Raw genomic sequence first — 18,727 nt, 5'->3', positions numbered from 1 at the left:
GCAATGCCAATTCGTGTCGACCTGCTCGCCTTAGAACCCAACGTGCCTGGCCAGGCGTGCCTCACTGTGAAGAAATGGCAGGGTGGCGAAGAACAGCTGGAGTTCTCCATTCAGCGTAACCAGGACGGGTTCTACCTCCAGGATCAGAAAGCCTGGAGCAGCAATCCGTTCTGGTTCAAGGTCTCGCGCTTCAGCGTTGCGACCAGTGGTGAAGCCCTTGAAGCCCAGGTCGGCCCGGAAGTAGTCGACCCGCTGCTCGAAGGCGGCACCAACTCGCAATTCATGATCGAGCTACGCGAACAGAGCCAGGGGCACACCGACAAAGGCGTGGTCCGTCCAGGCGTCGGGTTGCTGCCGTCCACGGCCGGTGGCCAGACGCGTTCGACTTACGGTGGTGCAGACTTGAGCGCACCTGCTGCACCGGAACCCGAAATTCCAGAGCTGCCGGAATTGGTCCTGAACACCGCCGAGCCAGAAATCGAACTGGAATCGGTGCCAAACGAACCTGCTTACACACCGCCTCCACCCCCGGTAAAGAAAAGCAAAAAAGGCCTCATCGGCCTCGCGCTCGTCGTGCTGTTGCTGGTGGCCGCAGCGGCCGGGTTCTGGTTCTACAAACGTACTCCGGTCCCCGCCCCGGCCATCGCTGCCGCCGTACCGGCCGGTGCCGATGCGCAAGCCTGCACCCTCGACAGCATGAACAGCCTGCCCGAGCTGACCTTCGTCCAGACCTGCATCAAGGCCGCGCCCGACAGTGCCAAGTTGCTGGAGATCATCAACGAAGCCAAGGCCGGCAAACACTGCGGTGTTGCCCAGCGTCTGTACGCCAACCGTGCCCAGGCCGGTGACGCGCTGATCGCCAATGCCTATGCCCGCGAGTACGACCCTAAATACCTGAAAGCCAGCGAGTGTTTCCCGGCCGCGGACAACGCCACCGCCGCCTACTGGTATGAAACGATCCTGACCCAGGACCCGAACAACGCCGAAGCCAAGCAGCGTTTCGAGGAGTTGCAGAAGTGATGCGTTCTCCCCTGAGTCGTTTCCTGCTGAGCGGCGCCGCGCTGTTGGCACTGTGCATCAGCCCGTTGTCCCAGGCCGAAGACAAACCGCTGATCCAGGCCGGTAAAAAGACCTTGTTCCAGCGCGTACTGACCACCCCGGGCTGCAAACTCAGCCCGACGGCAGGCGGCGCGGCAGGCGATGCGCAACCAGTCTTCAGCCGCTTCTACGTTTATGAGCGTGCTCAAGCGGCCAACGCCGAGTGGCTCAAAGTCGGCCCCGACAGTTACGGTAAAACCATTGGCTGGTTGCCCGCGAGTTGCACCACCGACTGGAAAATGCAGCTGACACTGGCGTTCACCAACCCGGCCAACCGCGACCGGCTGCTGTTCTTCAAGGACCGCGCCACTGTCGAGGGCATCCTTGATGCACCGGACCCGGTGAGCAAAGTCGCCCCGCTGCGGGCCACGCTGAAAAAGGGCAAGCAAGCACCGGGCGTGCTCGCCGAAGAACCTGAATATTTCGTCGACCTGCAAAAGCAGTTCTACCTGCTGCCGGTCCTCAGCGGCGAAGAAGTGATGACCGAGGGCGGTTTCCGCACGCGGCTGCTGAACGTCGCATCGGTCAGCAAGCCCGATGACCAGAACGCCAAGGGTGGTGCGGCCAACAGCGCGGCCGGTGGCAAGGAAGCCGAGGACAAGGCGGCCAACCAACTGAAGGAATTCACTGCAGCGGTGGTGTTTGTCATCGACTCGACGATCTCGATGGACCCGTACATCGACCGCACTCGCGAGGCGATCCGCAAGGTCTATCAGCAGATCGAATCGCAGAACCTCGGCAAGCAGGTCAAGTTCGGCCTGGTGGCGTTCCGCTCCAACACCCAGGCGGTGCCAGGCCTGGAATACACCACCAAAATGTATGCCGACCCGACTCAAGTGAAGGACAGTTCTGACTTCCTCGCCAAGGTCGCCGACCTCAAACAAGCCAAAGTATCGAGCAGCAGTTTCGACGAAGACGCCTTTGCCGGTGTCATGGAGAGCATCGACAAGGTCGACTGGAGCCAGTTCGGTGCGCGCTACGTGGTGTTGATCACCGACGCGGGCGCCATCGAAGGCGACGACAAGCTATCGAAAACCGGTTTGAGCGCCTCGCAGGTTCGCCTCGAAGCCGCCAACCCGGGCGTGGCGATTTACACCCTGCACCTGAAAACCCCGGCCGGAATCAAGGACCACGCCAAGGCCGAGGCGCAGTATCAGAATCTGTCGACCTACCCGGGCACCAACACCTCGCTGTATTACCCGGTGAACGCGGGCGACATTCAGGAGTTCGGGCGCAAGGTGGATTCGCTGGCCACCGCGATCACCTCGCAAGTGAAAGCCGCCTACATGGGCGAAGACGCCATCGGCAGCGCGGTGAACGCCAAGCAGGACCCGGCCGAGAAGAAAATGCTCGAAGACGCGGCGCTGATCGGCCACGCCATGCAACTTGCCTATCTGGGCGAGAAGACCAACAGCAAGGCACCGCCAGTGTTCAAGGCGTGGATCACTGACCGTGACCTGATCAAGCAGAACGTCCCGACCACCGACGTGCGGGTGCTGCTGACCAAATCCCAGCTCAGCGATTTGAGCGACGTGATGAAGCAGATCCTCGATGCGGCCAACGAAGGCCTGATCTCGCCGACGGAAATGTTCGAGCGCCTGCGCTCGGTGGCCGCCACCATGGGCGCCGATCCCAATCAGCTCAAGCAGAACGGCAACACCAAACTGGCGGACATGGGCGTGCTCGGCGAGTACCTCGAAGACCTGCCGTATCAGAGCGAAGTGCTGAACCTGGACGAAGAAACCTGGAAGAGCTGGGATGGCCTGGCGCAGGAGAAATTCATCCGCACGCTCAATACCAAACTGCGGCACTACCAGCGTTACAACGCTGACGTCGACCGTTGGGTGGCTTTAGCCAAGGACAGCGATGCACGGGACAACGTGTACCCCGTGCCACTGGAAATGATGCCTTAACGAGACGCCGATGCTCGATATCAAGAACCTGCTGGTGCGCCGAGGAGAAGGTGCGCTGGCTCATCATGTGCGCCTGCCGCACCTGCACGTCGGTGCCGGGGAAATACTCGCCATCACCGGCGAGAGCGGCAGCGGCAAAAGCACGTTGCTCGAAGCCATCGGCCTGTTGCTGGCGCCGATAGAGCTCGAGCGTTTTCGGCTGGGCGCAACGCAGGATCAAGACATCGCACAATTGCTGGCCAGCGATGACCAGCCGGCCCTGGCGGCGGTGCGTTCGCGGCACTTGGGATTCATTTTGCAGAGCGGCGGTTTGCTGCCGTTTTTGAGCGTGCGCGACAACATCAGCCTGCCCCGTCGTTTGCTCGGCATGCCGGTCAAGAGCGCGCACATCGATCACGCGGTTGAGGTGCTGCGCCTGCAAGGCTTGCTGGATAAACACCCTCAAGCGTTGTCGATCGGTGAACGCCAACGCGTGGCCTGCGTGCGGGCGATTGCGCATGAGCCGCTGCTGCTGTTGGCCGACGAGCCGACAGCGGCACTCGACCCGCACAGCGCCCGGCGCTTGTTCGAATTGTTGATGAGCCTGGTGTCGAGCATGGGCCTGAGTGCGCTCGTTGTGTCCCATGACTGGGCCCTGCTGAAGGATTTCGGCTTGCCGCGACTCGGCGCTATCAGCCGTCAGGGAGAGACTCTGTTTGAACCGATGGACTGACCGCTTGCGCCTGCTCGCAACGCTGGCCCTGCAAGACCTCTGGCACGACCGCAAGGTGTCGTTGTGCATCGCCGCCTCGCTGGTGGCGGTGATTGCGCCGCTGTTGCTGCTGTTCGGCCTCAAGCACGGGGTGGTCAGCCAGTTGCAGGACGAACTGCTGCGCGACCCGCGCAACCTTGAAGTAAAGATGCTCAGCAACGGCAACTACGACAGCGCCTGGATCGAACGTGTGCGCCAGCGTCCCGAGACCGGATTTGCCCTCGGCCAGACCCGCTCGCTCAACACCCAGGCAGACTTGCTGATGGGCATGCAACGGTTTGTCGAAGGCGCGGAAATCATCGCCACCGAACCCGGCGACCCGCAGTTGAACCTGCCACAACTCAACCCGACCGGCGACCAAGTGATCCTCAGCGCCCGCGCCGCGCAACGCTTGCAGGCCAAGGTCGGCGACCGCGTGCAACTGCGCGTGTTGCGCCGACTTGAAGGCGTCAACGAGCGCGGCGAGATGACGCTGACTGTGCTGGCAGTACTCGACGGCGCTCGTTTCGGCCGCGCAGCCGGGTTTGTTGCCCCTCCGTTGTTGCTGGACCTGGAGCGCTTTCGCGACGGTTATCAGGTCAGCGCATTCGGCATCGAAACCGGCAAGCCGTTGGGCGACCTGCAACCGCTGTATGCCCGCGCCCGCCTTTATGCCCGCGACATCGATCAAGTGGCGCCGCTGGAACGCTGGCTCAACGAACAACACATCGAAACTTCAAGCCGACTGGCCGACATCGACAACGTCAAAGCCATCAACCATGTGCTGGGGCTGATCTTCGGGGTTATCGCCCTCGCCGCGCTGATCGGCTGTGTGGCGTCGATGGTCGGGGCGTTCCTGGCCAACATCGACCGCAAGCGCAAAAGCCTCGCGGTGCTGCGCCTGCTGGGTTTCAAACGCACGGCGGTCGCCGGTTTCGTGGTCTTGCAAGCGCTGGTGCTGAGCCTGGCCGGCTACCTCGGTGGATTGGGCTTCTACGCTGTCGGCAGCCATTTGTTCGACTACCTGCTCGGCAGCAGCCAGGCCACCGGCACTTTTGTTTGCCACATCACACTCTGGCACGGCCTCGCCGCCCTGCTCCTGACCTTTCTGGTCGCTGCACTGGTGGCCGTGATCGGCGCCGTGCGAGCGATCAACATCCAACCTGCGGAGAGTCTGCGTGAGCTATAAACGTTTTGGCTTGCTGTTGCCCCTGAGCCTCGGCTACCTGCTCGACGCTTCGGCGGCGGGCTGGGAAGAGAAGTATTACAACCCGATGCCCGAGGCCAGCGACGTCGTGCTGCCGATGCCGTGCGAAGGCTCGATGGTGTTTCGCAAGGTGTTCATTCCGGTCGCCGGACCGCTTGACGACTACCCGATCAACATCGGTCAGGACGGCGCGGAATACGGCTACGTCGAACAGACCCGGCCGACCTTCATCGCCGGCAGTTTCACCGGCGCCAAGAATGACAAATCCCGCTACTACCTGATGGCCAAGTACGAGATGAGTCAGCTCCAATACGCCGCGCTGACCGAAGAAACCTGCCCCACCGCCGCCACCAAAATGCGCCTGCCGCAAGTGTCCGTGAGCTGGGTGCAAGCCGTCGAAGCGGCCGACAAATACAACCTGTGGCTGCGCAAAAACGCGGCCGGCAAATTGCCGAAAGAAGACGGCGCACTGGGCTTCCTGCGCCTGCCGACGGAAGTCGAGTGGGAGTTCGCGGCGCGCGGTGGCCTGGAAGTCGGCGCAGCGGAATTCCGCGATACGCGCTACCCGATGCCCGACGGTATCAACGCCTACGAGTGGTTCGCCGGGGCGCAATCGTCTAACGGCAAACTGCAATTGTCCGGCCTGCAAAAGCCTAATCCATTGGGCTTGCACGACATGCTCGGCAACGTCGACGAGATGATGTTCGAGCCGTTCCGCCTGAACAAACTCGACCGCCAGCACGGCCAGGCCGGTGGCTATGTGGTCCGTGGCGGCAACTACCTGACCGCCCAGGCCGACCTGCGCACCGGCTTGCGCAAGGAAGATCCGTACTACAACGCCGAAGGCCAGGTGAAAAACAAAACCACCGGTATGCGACTGGTGCTGGTCTCCCCGACCCTGACGTCCCGCGAGCGTGTCGCCAGCATTGAAAGCAGCTGGAAGAAACTCGGCACCGGCAGCAAGGAAACCGAGTCGGCTGATAAAGGCACCGTTCAGTCACTGAACACCCTGGCCTCGGGCGTCGAAGACAAGGCGCTCAAGGAAAAGCTTCAGGCGCTGGAAAACCAATTGCGCGCCAGCAACCAGCAGCAGGAAGAAACCCGCGACCAGGCGATCCGCGCCAGCCTCAACCTTGGTGCGTTCCTGTGCACCAAGATGCTCGACGACGGCCAGTACGTGGACTTCTTGCAGAAGAACTACAAGCTGAACTGCGAATCCGCCGAAAAAGACGCCAGTTGCGACATGCGCAAAGGCAAGCTCGACGAGCAGAAGGATCGCCTGCACAAACTCAGCCGTTACTACGCCAGCAGCCTGGTGGAATCGGCAACCTTGTATGGCCAGCCGCTGCTGGAAGCGCAGGTGCCGGTGATGGAAGAAATCATCACCCGCAACAAGCAGCTGCAAGAACTCAAACCCTATTTGCGCACCCACTGGGCCAATCAGAAGACCTTCCTGCAAAAGCAGAAGATCGACACCGATGCCTGGCTGACCAGTTGCAAAACCGTCACTCAATAACTTACTCAACAACAACAGCCAACACCGTCACCAAGGAGTTTCACCATGTCGCGCAGCCTCTGGACTCGCTTCAAGCTACAGATCGCTTTTGTCCTCACTGGCAGCCTGTTGCTGACAGGTTGTGCCAACACCGGCAGCTCGATGCTCGGTGGCAGCGAGGGGGCCGACCCGCGTCTGACCCAAGGCAATGACGCAGAGTTTTTCAGCAAATCCGGTTACCAGGCCTGTGCGGTCGGCGCCGGTGTCGGCATCCTCGGTTGCGCACTGTCCAATAGCAGCAACAAGGCGGTCTGCGCCATCGCCGCCGGTATTACCGCGTGTGGCGTGGCCATGGGCGCGAACTATTACCTGGATCAACGTCGCAGCGAATACTCCGACACCACCACCCGCCTGGCGAAGATGAACAGCGACGTCGAGCAAGACACCCAGAACGTGATCGCCCGTACCGCGACCGCTCAGCAAGTCATCAATGATGACCAGGCGCAAATCGCCCAGATCAAAAAGGACATCGCCAACAAGAAAGTCGACAAGGCCAAGGCCCAAGTGCAAATCGCCGAGATCGATTCGAACATCGCGCGCCTGCGTAAAGACCTCGGCAACATGCGCACCAAGGTCACCGAGTACACCAAAGTGGCGGATGCCGAGCGTGCACAAGGCGCCGGTGCCGAGATCAAGCAGGTGGACATGAACATTTTGAAAATGAACCAGAAAGTCGCCGCCCTGCAAAAGGAAGTCGACGGTCTGTACAACCAGCGTTCCGCGATCACCCTGGGCTAAGCACATGACTCTACGACAGCTGGCGGTCCTCACCGCCGTCCTGGCCCTGAGCGGTTGCGCGACGAAGCCGGGCGAATGCGATGCGACCAATCGCGACAGCAGCATGCTGACCAAGATGAACTGCGACTACTCTGGTGGTTATAGCGACCAGGTCAAACAGAAGGAACTGGCCCTGACCGCGTCCCGCCAGGAAAACGCGATGTTCCGCCAGGTGTACGAGAACATTCAGGCCCAGCAGCTCAGCACCAAGACCGACCTGGCCAGCCAGCAGAAGTCCCAGGCAGCGCTGAACCAGTCGCTGGGCCAGTTGCTGACCTCGCTCAAGGCCCGGCATGGCAACCAAAGCCAGGTGCAGAAGCAGATTGCCGGGCTCGAACAGCAGCTCAAGGCCTCGCAGGCAGCGCCCGTGACCAAGACCTCACCCGCGACGCTGGCTGCCAAGCAGGAACAACTGAAGGCCTTGCAGAAGAAAGTGAATCAGCTGCAATTCAGCCTCGGTTACGAAGAGTAACTTTTCACCCCGCAGGCCTGCCGATGGCGGCCTGCACCCTTTTCAGGAATCGTCGTCATGCAGCGGGTCATCAGGGATGCGCAAGCCACACCAGAGGGGATGAGTGCGCTGCAAGCCAAAGTCGCCCTCATCCAGAAACACTTTCCGCCGACCGTCGCCAGCCTCTTCGCCATCCCGCGAATGGGCAGCGGTGACGTGCTGGAATGGTGGACTGAACTGGGTGGCCAACCCACGCCCTATGCCGACCTCAACGAGGACGCGCAACGACGTTTGCTGGAAACCTATGAAGTGCGTCAGACGTCCCTTGGACAGTTGGCGGACGAACTGCAAAAACGCGGCCAGCCCACCGTAGCGGATGACCTGCGCAGCCTGCTCGGCACACCCGAGCTGGATAAACTCTACAGCCTCAACGGCGAGCCGCTGGTGGTGCGCTGGAACCAGCGCCCGCCCAAACCGATCGTGCCGCCGGTTGTTCCAGTGGTGCCGGTAGTGCCGCCGTCGCGTCGCGGCTGGTGGATCGCGGCGGCCTTGCTGGCGCTGCTGTTGCTGCTTCTGGCGCTGTGGCTTTGGTGGTTCTTGCACCGTGAACCCGTTGTCGTGGTTCCACCTGTAGCGCCAGTGGTGACGCCGGTCGAGAAACCGGTTGAGCCTGTTCCCGAGCCTGTCGTGGAACCCGAGCCGGTTCCAGAACCGGAACCCGTGCCAGAACCGGTGCCGGTGCCGGTGCCGGTGCCGGTGCCGGTGCCGGAACCCAAGCCCGTCCCGCCACCAAAACCGGTCGTGGCCGCCCCGCCACCGGCCCCGACGCTGGACAACTTCGCCTGCCGCAAAAAAGCGCCCAACGCAGAGATCCCGCAATTTGTGGTGGTGCTCGACACTTCGGGTTCGATGGATTTGAACATCAAGTCTGTGAAAGCCGACGAGGACTGGTTCTTCGGCAACGAGCTCAACAAGTACCTGGATGTGAACCGCACCACGCAGATCTTCGCCAAACCGAGCCGCATGGACGTCGCCAAGGACTCGCTGGCCGGCATGATCAACGGGCTGGACCCGAAGATCGACACGCGCCTGATCACCTTCGCCGGCTGCGAAAGAACGCCGGACCAGGGCGTGTTCAAGTTCGGCGACCGTCAGCGGCTGATCAACGGGATTCGAGGCCTGGTGCCCAACGACGGCACACCGCTGGCCGACAGCCTGGCCCACGCGGCAAGCACCGTCGACGGGCGCAATAACGACGCCGTGATCGTGATGTTCGTCGACGGTGAGGACGGTTGCCAGAAAGACGTGTGCGCCGTGTCCCGCCAAATCGCCAGGGATCAACCGCGGCTGCGGGTCAACGTAGTGAAAATCGGTGCCGGCGGCCCGTCACGTTGCATCGCTGAAAACACCGGCGGCCGGGTTTACAGCAGCACCAATGCGGCGGAGCTGGGCAAGCAGTTGAAACTGGCGAGCAAGGAAGTGTCGAGCAATGCCAAGTGTGATTGATCTCTGATCTGAACATTGAGGTGAGCCCTTCGCGGGCAAGCCTCGCTCCCACAGGTGATATGCCGTTCACACAAGAGTGGAACGCCACATGCCCCTGTAGGAGCGCGGCTTGCCCGCGAAGACTATTTCAGCGACGCCTCACCGAAACCGATCAACCTCTTGGCGCAAGTCCGCCGCCAGCTTCTCCAGCTCTTTGGCGGTCACGGCCAGGTTCGACACCACTTCGCGCTGCTCGCTGTTTGCCAGCGCAATGCTTTGCAGGTTGCTGCTGAGCAAGGTCGCGGTGCTGCTCTGCTCCTGGGTCGCGGTGGTGATCGCCGCAAATTGCTGGCCCGCCGAGCGGCTTTGCTCATCGATCCGCGCCAGGGCCGAGGCCACGTTGGCATTGCGTGACAAGCCTTCCTGCATCAGCACATTGCCCTGTTCCATGGTGCTGATCGCATTGCCGGTTTCCTGCTGGATGCTTTGAATCATCCCGGAAATTTCGTCAGTGGCCTGACGCGTACGCGAAGCCAGGTTGCGCACCTCGTCGGCCACCACCGCAAAACCACGACCTTGCTCACCGGCGCGGGCCGCTTCGATGGCCGCGTTCAGCGCCAGCAGGTTGGTTTGATCGGCGATCGAGGTAATCACCCCGACGATGCCGCCGATTTCCTGGGAGCGCTGCCCCAAGGTATTGATCACGATGGCGGTGCTGTTCAAGGCGCCAGCGATTTGCTCCAGCGACGAGGACGCCTCGTCCATCGAGGTACGACCGATCTGGGTTTGCTGTGCGTTTTCCTGCGCCAGACGCTGGGTGCTGCCCATGTTGTCGGCAATGTTCAGCGAGGTTGCGCTGAACTCTTCCACGGCACCGGCCATGCTGGTGATTTCGCCCGACTGCTGCTCCATCCCTTCATAGGCACCGCCGGACAGACCGGACAACGCCTGGGCACGGCTGTTGACCTCGACCGAGGCCTTGCGAATGTGCTCGACCATGGTCGACAAGGCCTGGCTCATCTGGTTGAAGGCACGGGCCAGCTGACCGATTTCGTCGTTGCTCGACACGCTCAGGCGCACGCTCAAATCACCGGCGCCCAGGGCTTCTGCCTGACGCACCAGATCACCCAGCGGCGCAAGTTTGCTGCGCAGCAGCCAGACCGCCGAGCCGACGGCGATCAACGTCGCCAGCAGACTGCCGATCGCCAGTTGAATGCCGACGCTCCAGGTCACGGCGCTGATTTCGGCTTTCGGCATGCTTGCCACCACCGACCATGGGCCGCCTTCAAACGGCACGGCCACGCTGTAGAAGTCTTCGGACTTGTCGCTCCAGAAATCACCCTTGCCCGGGGTTTTCGCCAGATCGACGATGGCCGGGACTGCTTGATCCAGCGCTTGCACACCCGCAATCGGCACCAACCACTTCTTCTGCTCATCGAGCAGCGCCAGCGAGCCGGTCTGGCCGATGCGGAAGCGTTTGAGGTTCTCAAACTGTGCGTTCTGTGCGTCGGTGTAATCGAATCCTACGTACAACACGGCAATGATCTTGCCGCTGCTGTCGCGTACGGGGGTGTACTGCGACATGTAGAAACGTTCGAACAACAAGGCGCGACCCACGTAATTCTGCCCCGCCATCAACCGCGCGTAAGCCGGGTTGGCATGATCGAGCAACGTGCCGATGGCGCGGGTGCCGTCCTGTTTGCTGACGTTTGTGCTGACCCGAATGAACTCATCACCGCTGCGCACAAACACCGTCGCAACGCCCGCGGTCATCTGCTTGAACTCGTCGACTTCCTTGAAGTTGTTGTTCAACACTTCGCTGCCCAGGTGCAGGCCCGGGGTCTGCGTACCCGCCACGGCCACCGGTTCGTCCGGATGCACGCTCAGGCCGGCGCTGAAGCGCTTCTCGAACAGACCGGCCAGACGCTGAGTGCTTTCACGCAACGTGCCGTGAAAGGTACTCAACTGGTCGGCCAGCAACCGGGCTTCACTGGCCAGGTGCTCTTCGCGGGTGGCGAGGTTGGCGGAGTCCAGCGAACGCAGGGCGAACACGGTACTGCCAGTGATGACGATCGCCAGTATCACGGCAAGCGCAAGACCAAGCTGTGAGGCGATCCGAGCACGAGGTTGAGACATGACAGCTCCTGGCCAAGTGACCGGATCATCCTGATCACGATGCACACTCAGCAAAATTCTAATTAGAGGAATTACAGGGGACCTGCACGAAGGTCCCACCTGCAGATTTTCGGCGGCAAACCTGAATACTTGAGTAAATAGCCGGGATATGGCTCAAGGCCTCTATTGCTGGGGCTTCATCGATTCAGCTCAAGCGCTCGACATCCGGTAAATCCATGGCCCGGACCTCCCCTTGCAGAAAGTCGCTGAGACGGCGCAAACGTTCACCTCCCGGACGGGTTTTCGGCCAGACTAGGTAATAATGCTCACCGCTGGCGACAGCCGTCGGCCACGGCAAACTCAGACGACCCTGCGCGACATCTTCCGCCACCATCAGCAAATCCCCCATGGACACGCCATAGCCTCGGGCCGCCGCGATCATGCCCAACTCCAGCGTGTCGAAAACTTGCCCGCCCTTGAGCGAGACCTGATCCGACAGCCCCATGCGCTCCAGCCAACTGCGCCAGTCGCGACGATCTGGCGTTGGGTGCAGCAGCTCTGCGCTGGCCAGGCGTGCGACGTCCCACGGCTGGTCCTTCAGCAGGTTCGGCGCGCCGACCGGGATCAGTTCTTCCGGGAACAGCAACGTCGCCTCCCAGTCCGGAGGGAAACGCCCGTTACTGAGGATGACGGCGCAGTCGAAGGGTTCGTGGTTGAAGTCCACGGTGTCGATGTCCATCCAGGCACTGGTCAATTGCACTTCGTTGCCCGGTTGCAGGTGCCGGAAGCGACTCAGGCGCGCCAGCAGCCAACGCATGGTCAACGTCGACGGGGCTTTCATGCGCAAGATGTCGTCTTCGGCGCGCAAGGTATTGCAGGCGCGTTCGAGCGCGGTGAAACCTTCACGGATGCCAGGCAGGATCAACCGCGCCGACTCGGTCAGTTGCAGGTTGCGCCCGCTGCGGTGAAACAGCCGGCAGGCGAAATGATCTTCGAGGGTACGAATGTGTCGACTGACCGCACTTTGGGTGATCGACAATTCTTCAGCGGCGCGGGTAAACGAGCTATGCCGCGCCGCCGCTTCGAATGCGCGCAGGGCATACAAGGGAGGAAGACGACGGGACATTGGGAAAGCTCCTATAGCGCGGTTGCGCCACGTTAGCAGAAACTTGCCTGCATGAGTCTGACTCATGCCACCCATCCTTTTTATCCCTTTGTGAAAACCCCGCAGAGCGCCGAGAATCGGCTCTCTCCTGTTTACTCCGATAACCGAGGCGTGATGACCATGCAGCATCCAGCACGTACCGAACTCCGGGCCATCCTGCGGCTGGCGGGGCCGTTGATTGCCTCGCAGTTGGCGCACATGCTGATGGTCCTCACCGACACCTTAATGATGGCGCGCCTGAGTCCCGAAGCGCTGGCCGGTGGCGGCCTGGGCGCGGCAACGTATTCGTTCGTGTCGATCTTCTGCATCGGCGTGATCGCAGCGGTCGGCACCCTGGTGGCGATCCGTCAGGGCGCAGGCGATATCGTCGGTGCCGCGCGCCTGACCCAGGCCGGCTTGTGGCTGGCGTGGTTGATGGCGCTGGTGGCCGGCCTGCTGCTGTGGAATCTGAAACCGGTGCTGCTGCTGTTTGGCCAGACCGAAACCAACGTCCAGGCTGCCGGGCAGTTCCTGCTGATCCTGCCGTTCGCCCTGCCCGGCTACCTGAGCTTCATGGCCCTGCGCGGTTTCACCAGCGCCATCGGCCGGGCGACCCCGGTGATGGTCATCAGCCTCGGCGGCACCGTGGCCAACTTCCTGCTCAACTACGCGTTGATCACCGGGATGTTCGGTTTGCCGAAAATGGGCCTGGTGGGCATCGGGCTGGTCACGGCGATCGTCGCCAACCTGATGGCCGTGGCGCTGGCGCTGCACATCCGTCGGCATCCGGCTTACGACGCGTATCCGCTGCGCCAGGGTCTGTCGCGGCCTAACCGCCAGTACCTGAAAGAGCTGTGGCGTCTCGGCCTGCCCATCGGCGGCACCTACGCAGTGGAAGTCGGGTTGTTTGCATTCGCTGCGCTGTGCATGGGCACCATGGGCAGTACGCAACTGGCGGCGCACCAGATCGCCCTGCAGATTGTTTCGGTGGCGTTCATGATTCCGGCGGGGCTTTCTTACGCGATCACCATGCGCATCGGCCAGCACTACGGTGCCGGGCAGTTACTGGACGCGCGGCTGGCCGGACGGGTGGGGATCGCCTTTGGCGCGGCGGCGATGCTGGGTTTTGCCATGGTTTTCTGGTTCCTGCCGAATCAGTTGATCGGCTTGTTCCTGGACCACAACGACCCGGCCTTTCGAGACGTCTTCAACCTGGCTGTGAGCCTGCTGGCGGTGGCGGCATGGTTCGAGCTGTTCGACGGCACCCAAACCATCGCCATGGGCTGCATCCGCGGGCTCAAGGATGCCAAGACCACGTTCTTGGTCGGACTGGGTTGCTATTGGCTGATCGGTGCGCCGGCGGCGTGGTGGATGGCGTTCAACTTGAACTGGGGGCCGACAGGCGTCTGGTGGGGATTGGCGCTGGGCCTGGCGTGCGCGGCGGTGAGCCTGACGCTGGCGTTTGAGTGGAAGATGAAAGGGATGATTCGGCGCGAGCCGTCAGTACAGCGTTTCGAAGTCCCTCAGACAGACTGAGATCCCCTGTAGGAGCGAGGCTTGCCCGCGAAGGCGTCACATCAGTCGACATCTTTGTTAACTGACACGACGCCTTCGCGGGCAAGCCTCGCTCCTACAGGTTCGGGGTTAGCTCACGATTTCGAGGGCAGGCTGCTGGCTGCTGCCAAACGTCAGATACTCAACCAACTCCGCCAACGGCAGCGGCTTGCTGATCAGATACCCCTGCACCTGATCGCAACCAAACCCGCGCAACAACTCCAGCTGCTCCGCCGTCTCCACGCCTTCGGCCACCACTTCAAGGTTGAGGTTGTGCGCCAGGTTGATCATCGCGTGGACCAGTTTGCGATTCTCTTCCCGCTCTTCCATGCCGCCGACAAAGCTCTTGTCGACCTTGAGCAAGGCAATCGGCAGGCTGTTGAGGTGCACGAAGGACGAGAACCCGGTGCCGAAATCATCCAGCGAGAAGCGCACGCCCAGGCGCCCGAGGGCGTCCATGGTCTGTTTCACCAGGTCGCTGCGGCGCATGACCGCAGTTTCGGTCAGTTCGAATTCCAGCCATTGCGCCTCGACGCCGCGCTCGGCGATCAGCCGGCTCAGGGTCGACAACAACTGGCTGTCCTGAAACTGCCGGAACGACAGGTTGATCGCCATGTGCAGCGCCGGCAAACCACGCTCGCGCAATGCCTGCATGTCCCGCAGGGCCCGGGAAATCACCCAGTAACCGAGCGGTACGATCAGACCGCTTTGCTCGGCCAGCGGCACGAACTCGCTGGGCGCCAGCAAACCGCGCTCGGCATGCCGCCAGCGCACCAGGGCTTCGAGGCCGACGATCTGGCCGTCCTCAAGGTTCAGGCGCGGCTGGTAATGCAACTCCAGTTCGTCACGGCGCAACGCCCTACGCAGCTCGCTTTCGAGGTCGGCCATGCTGCGGGCATTGCGGTTGATGCGTTCGTTGAAGATATGAAAGGTGCAGCCCTGAGTGCTCTTGGCTTGCTGCATGGCGATGTGCGCGTGCCACATCAGCGGGTCGGCGCCGGCCTGGGCCCGGGCGTGGGCGATGCCCAGGCTGGAACCGATCAACAGGCTTTCGCCGTCGACCCAGTAAGGTTCGGCCAGGGCTTCGGTGATGCGCTCGGCCATCCATTCGGCGCGCTGAGGCGCGCGGCGGGTGTCGATCAGCAAGGCGAATTCATCGCTGCCAAGCCGCGCCAGTTGATCGCCGGCCTCAAGCTGGCTTTTCAGCCGCGCAACCACCTGCAGGATCAACCGGTCGCCGGCCTGGTGGCCGAGGGCATCGTTGGCGTGACGGAAGTTGTCGAGATCAAGGTGACCGAGGGCCAGGCCACGGCCGTCGTTTTCCGCCAGACGCGCGGCCAGTAAGGTCTGGAAGCCCTGACGGTTGGCGATGCCAGTCAGCGGGTCTTGCTCGGCCAGGCGTTGCAGGGTGTTTTCCAGCAAGCCACGTTCGCGCACATGCCGCAGGCACCGACGCAGCATGCCGGCATCGAGATGGTCGCGCACCAGCCAGTCGCTCACACCATCGGGCGACGTCAGGGGCTCGTGCTCGAGCAGCAACACTGTCGGCAAGCTGCATCGGCCTGGCAGAGGCTGAAGTGCTGGAATGGTCAACAACACCGCGTTGCGGTTGTCATCGAACAGACTGCTGACCGACTCCCAGCTCGGCGCGCTGATAAGCACGGCCGAACTCCCCATCGGAGCCAGACACTCGCGCAACAACGCTGCCCACACCGGCTCTTCGGCCAGTAGCAGCAAACGCAAGGGTTCGACAGGCGTAGACAAGCTAGCTCCCTAGACTCTGCAAAGATGTAGGCGACGGGCATTATGCCGCGCCTGTAACCAATGACCAAATGACATCAGTTATCAAACGTGAGTTTGTGTCTGGAATACGAACATTAGCCGCTAATTCACCGCGCATCCTGCTTGAAAGTATCAAAACCGGCAAATAGAGATAGCGTGGTGCGTCACAAGTCGGAGAGAGCAGCACAATTCGCTGAGCCTGTTAAAATGCCGGCCCATTTCACTAACGACTCCCTGATTTCGTATGTCCCGACTCAATCCCCGGCAGCAAGAAGCCGTGAGCTACGTCGGCGGCCCTCTTTTGGTGCTCGCCGGCGCCGGCTCCGGCAAGACCAGCGTGATCACCCGCAAAATTGCGCATCTGATCCAGAACTGCGGCATCCGCGCCCAGTACATCGTCGCCATGACCTTCACCAACAAGGCCGCGCGCGAGATGAAGGAACGGGTCGGCACCCTGCTCAAGGGCGGCGAAGGCCGTGGCCTGACGGTGTGCACCTTCCACAACCTGGGCTTGAACATCATCCGCAAGGAACATGTTCGCCTGGGCTACAAGCCGGGCTTCTCGATCTTTGACGAAACCGACGTCAAAGCCTTGATGACCGACATCATGCAGAAGGAATACTCGGGCGACGACGGCGTCGACGAGATCAAGAACATGATCGGCTCGTGGAAAAACGACCTGATCCTGCCGCCCGAAGCCCTGGAAAACGCGCGCAATCCCAAGGAACAGACCGCCGCCATCGTCTACACCCACTATCAGCGTACGCTCAAGGCGTTCAACGCGGTGGACTTCGACGACTTGATCCTGCTGCCGGTGAAGCTGTTCCAGGAACACGCCGACATCCTCGAAAAATGGCAGAACAAAGTCCGCTACCTGCTGGTGGACGAATACCAAGACACCAACGCCAGCCAGTATTTGCTGGTGAAACTGCTGATCGGCACGCGCAACCAGTTCACCGTGGTCGGCGACGATGACCAGTCGATCTACGCCTGGCGCGGCGCCCGCCCGGAAAACCTGATGCTGCTCAAGGACGACTACCCGTCCCTGAAAGTCGTCATGCTCGAGCAGAACTACCGCTCCACCAGCCGCATCCTGCGCTGCGCCAACGTGCTGATCTCGAACAACCCGCACGAATTCGAAAAGCAGCTGTGGAGCGAGATGGGCCACGGCGACGAAATCCGCGTGATCCGCTGCCGCAACGAAGACGCCGAAGCCGAGCGCGTGGCCGTGGAACTGCTGACCCTGCACCTGCGCACGGACCGGCCTTACAGCGATTTCGCGATCCTGTATCGCGGTAACTACCAGGCCAAGCTGATCGAACTGAAGCTGCAGCACCACCAGATTCCGTATCGTTTGTCCGGCGGCAACAGCTTCTTCGGTCGCCAGGAAGTGAAAGACCTGATGGCCTACTTCCGCCTGATCGTGAACCCGGACGACGACAACGCCTTCCTGCGGGTGATCAACGTCCCGCGCCGGGAGATCGGTTCGACCACGCTGGAGAAGCTGGGCAACTACGCCACCGAGCGCAAAATCTCGATGTATGCCGCCACCGACGAAATCGGCCTGGGCGAGCACCTGGATGCGCGATTCACTGATCGTCTGTCACGCTTTAAGCGCTTCATGGACAAGGTCCGCGAGCAATGCGCCGGCGAAGACCCGATCTCGGCGCTGCGCAGCATGGTCATGGACATCGACTACGAGAACTGGCTGCGCACCAACAGCTCCAGCGACAAGGCCGCCGATTACCGCATGGGTAATGTCTGGTTCCTGATCGAGGCGTTGAAAAACACCTTGGAAAAAGACGAAGAAGGCGAAATGACCGTCGAAGACGCCATCGGCAAACTCGTCCTGCGCGACATGCTGGAACGTCAGCAGGAAGAGGAAGACGGCGCTGAAGGTGTGCAGATGATGACCTTGCACGCTTCCAAGGGCCTGGAATTCCCTTACGTGTTCATCATGGGCATGGAAGAGGAAATCCTCCCGCACCGCTCCAGCATTGAAGCCGACACCATCGAAGAAGAACGCCGCCTGGCCTACGTTGGCATTACCCGCGCGCGTCAGACCCTGGCCTTCACCTTCGCCGCCAAGCGCAAGCAATACGGCGAGATCATCGACTGCGCGCCGAGCCGCTTCCTGGATGAGCTGCCGCCGGACGACCTGGCGTGGGAAGGCAACGACGACACACCTGTTGAAGTCAAAGCCGTTCGCGGCAATACCGCATTGGCGGATATACGGGCAATGTTAAAGCGCTAGAATTGAGCACTTTTTAACCGAACACTTTTTAACCAGGCATTTTTGACAAGCTAGGCGCACATGGCGCCAGTAGAGGAACGCTTCATGGAAGCACTGCACCAGAAAATCCGCGAACAAGGCATCGTGCTTTCCGATCAGGTCTTGAAGGTCGATGCCTTTTTGAACCACCAGATCGACCCGGCCCTGATGAAGCTGATCGGCGATGAATTCGCTGCGCTGTTCAAGGACTCGGGCATCACCAAGATCGTCACGATCGAAGCTTCGGGCATCGCCCCGGCGATCATGACCGGCCTGAACCTCGGCGTGCCGGTGATTTTTGCCCGCAAGCACCAGTCACTGACCCTGACTGAAAACCTTCTGTCGGCGACCGTTTACTCGTTCACCAAGCAGACCGAAAGCACCGTGGCCATCTCCCCGCGCCACCTGACCAGCAGCGACCGCGTGCTGATCATCGATGACTTCCTGGCCAACGGTAAGGCGTCCCAGGCGCTGATCTCGATCATCAAACAGGCCGGCGCCACCGTCGCCGGTTTGGGGATCGTGATCGAGAAGTCGTTCCAGGGTGGGCGTGCGGAACTGGATGCCCAAGGTTATCGGGTTGAGTCGCTGGCTCGTGTGCAGTCGCTGGCTGGCGGCGTCGTGACCTTCATCGAATAAAGCCA

The 18,727-nt window shown here is 61.4% G+C and carries 14 protein-coding genes; 11 read left to right on the top strand and 3 right to left on the bottom strand.

The features are described 5' to 3' along the window. Positions 1-3 precede the first annotated feature (3 nt). The 8 genes from AC1ROI_RS06310 to AC1ROI_RS06275 are packed head-to-tail and all read left to right on the top strand — an operon-like array spanning position 4 to position 9,237. On the top strand, positions 4-1,020 hold the full coding sequence (locus AC1ROI_RS06310; RefSeq protein WP_083375472.1) for a hypothetical protein: 1,017 nt from the start codon (positions 4-6) through the stop codon (positions 1,018-1,020). Then, positions 1,020-3,011: a vWA domain-containing protein gene (locus AC1ROI_RS06305; protein ID WP_010465135.1), complete on the top strand. Its 1,992-nt coding sequence runs from the start codon at positions 1,020-1,022 to the stop codon at positions 3,009-3,011. Before AC1ROI_RS06310 ends, AC1ROI_RS06305 begins: the two co-directional genes overlap by 1 nt. A gap of 10 nt (positions 3,012-3,021) precedes the next feature. Continuing rightward, positions 3,022-3,723, top strand: coding sequence for an ABC transporter ATP-binding protein (locus AC1ROI_RS06300; protein ID WP_010465137.1), 702 nt, complete (start codon positions 3,022-3,024; stop codon positions 3,721-3,723). Then, positions 3,707-4,930 (top strand): ABC transporter permease, encoded by a 1,224-nt coding sequence (locus tag AC1ROI_RS06295; protein ID WP_010465139.1) that lies wholly within the window; start codon positions 3,707-3,709, stop codon positions 4,928-4,930. The genes AC1ROI_RS06300 and AC1ROI_RS06295 overlap by 17 nt, the downstream gene beginning before the upstream one ends. Next, positions 4,920-6,464: an SUMF1/EgtB/PvdO family nonheme iron enzyme gene (locus AC1ROI_RS06290; protein WP_102595404.1), complete on the top strand. Its 1,545-nt coding sequence runs from the start codon at positions 4,920-4,922 to the stop codon at positions 6,462-6,464. The genes AC1ROI_RS06295 and AC1ROI_RS06290 overlap by 11 nt, the downstream gene beginning before the upstream one ends. Before the next feature lie 45 nt (positions 6,465-6,509). Next, a complete protein-coding gene (locus tag AC1ROI_RS06285) occupies positions 6,510-7,241 on the top strand; it encodes a hypothetical protein (RefSeq protein WP_083375470.1) in 732 nt (243 codons plus the stop codon). A 4-nt stretch (positions 7,242-7,245) separates the two neighbouring features. Beyond that, positions 7,246-7,752, top strand: a complete 507-nt coding sequence (locus AC1ROI_RS06280) for a hypothetical protein (protein WP_010465145.1) — start codon at positions 7,246-7,248, stop codon at positions 7,750-7,752. A gap of 57 nt (positions 7,753-7,809) precedes the next feature. Further along, entirely contained in the window at positions 7,810-9,237 is a 1,428-nt protein-coding gene (locus tag AC1ROI_RS06275) for a vWA domain-containing protein (RefSeq protein ID WP_102595405.1), read from the top strand. A 138-nt stretch (positions 9,238-9,375) separates the two neighbouring features. Here AC1ROI_RS06275 and AC1ROI_RS06270 read toward each other — a convergent pair whose 3' ends face one another. Both AC1ROI_RS06270 and AC1ROI_RS06265 read right to left on the bottom strand, forming a co-directional pair. Next, a complete protein-coding gene (locus tag AC1ROI_RS06270; protein ID WP_102595406.1) occupies positions 9,376-11,352 on the bottom strand; it encodes a methyl-accepting chemotaxis protein in 1,977 nt (658 codons plus the stop codon). Between the two features lie 184 nt (positions 11,353-11,536). Further along, on the bottom strand, positions 11,537-12,457 hold the full coding sequence (locus AC1ROI_RS06265; RefSeq protein ID WP_010465151.1) for a LysR substrate-binding domain-containing protein: 921 nt from the start codon (positions 12,455-12,457) through the stop codon (positions 11,537-11,539). Between the two features lie 159 nt (positions 12,458-12,616). Between AC1ROI_RS06265 and AC1ROI_RS06260 the strand changes: the two genes are divergently transcribed. Next, entirely contained in the window at positions 12,617-14,011 is a 1,395-nt protein-coding gene (locus AC1ROI_RS06260; RefSeq protein WP_042932982.1) for a NorM family multidrug efflux MATE transporter, read from the top strand. A gap of 108 nt (positions 14,012-14,119) precedes the next feature. Here AC1ROI_RS06260 and AC1ROI_RS06255 read toward each other — a convergent pair whose 3' ends face one another. Next, positions 14,120-15,793, bottom strand: a complete 1,674-nt coding sequence (locus tag AC1ROI_RS06255) for a putative bifunctional diguanylate cyclase/phosphodiesterase (RefSeq protein WP_010465155.1) — start codon at positions 15,791-15,793, stop codon at positions 14,120-14,122. A 262-nt stretch (positions 15,794-16,055) separates the two neighbouring features. Between AC1ROI_RS06255 and rep the strand changes: the two genes are divergently transcribed. Further along, on the top strand, positions 16,056-18,065 hold the full coding sequence (gene rep, locus AC1ROI_RS06250; RefSeq protein WP_010465157.1) for a DNA helicase Rep: 2,010 nt from the start codon (positions 16,056-16,058) through the stop codon (positions 18,063-18,065). Positions 18,066-18,149: 84 nt separating this feature from the next. After that, positions 18,150-18,722: a xanthine phosphoribosyltransferase gene (locus tag AC1ROI_RS06245; protein ID WP_010465159.1), complete on the top strand. Its 573-nt coding sequence runs from the start codon at positions 18,150-18,152 to the stop codon at positions 18,720-18,722. Positions 18,723-18,727: the final 5 nt, after the last annotated feature.

This window comes from Pseudomonas sp. GW823-FHT02C02, assembly GCF_058797635.1.
The sequence above is the reverse complement of the archived record's forward strand: the minus strand, read 5'-3'. Positions and strand labels throughout refer to the sequence as shown.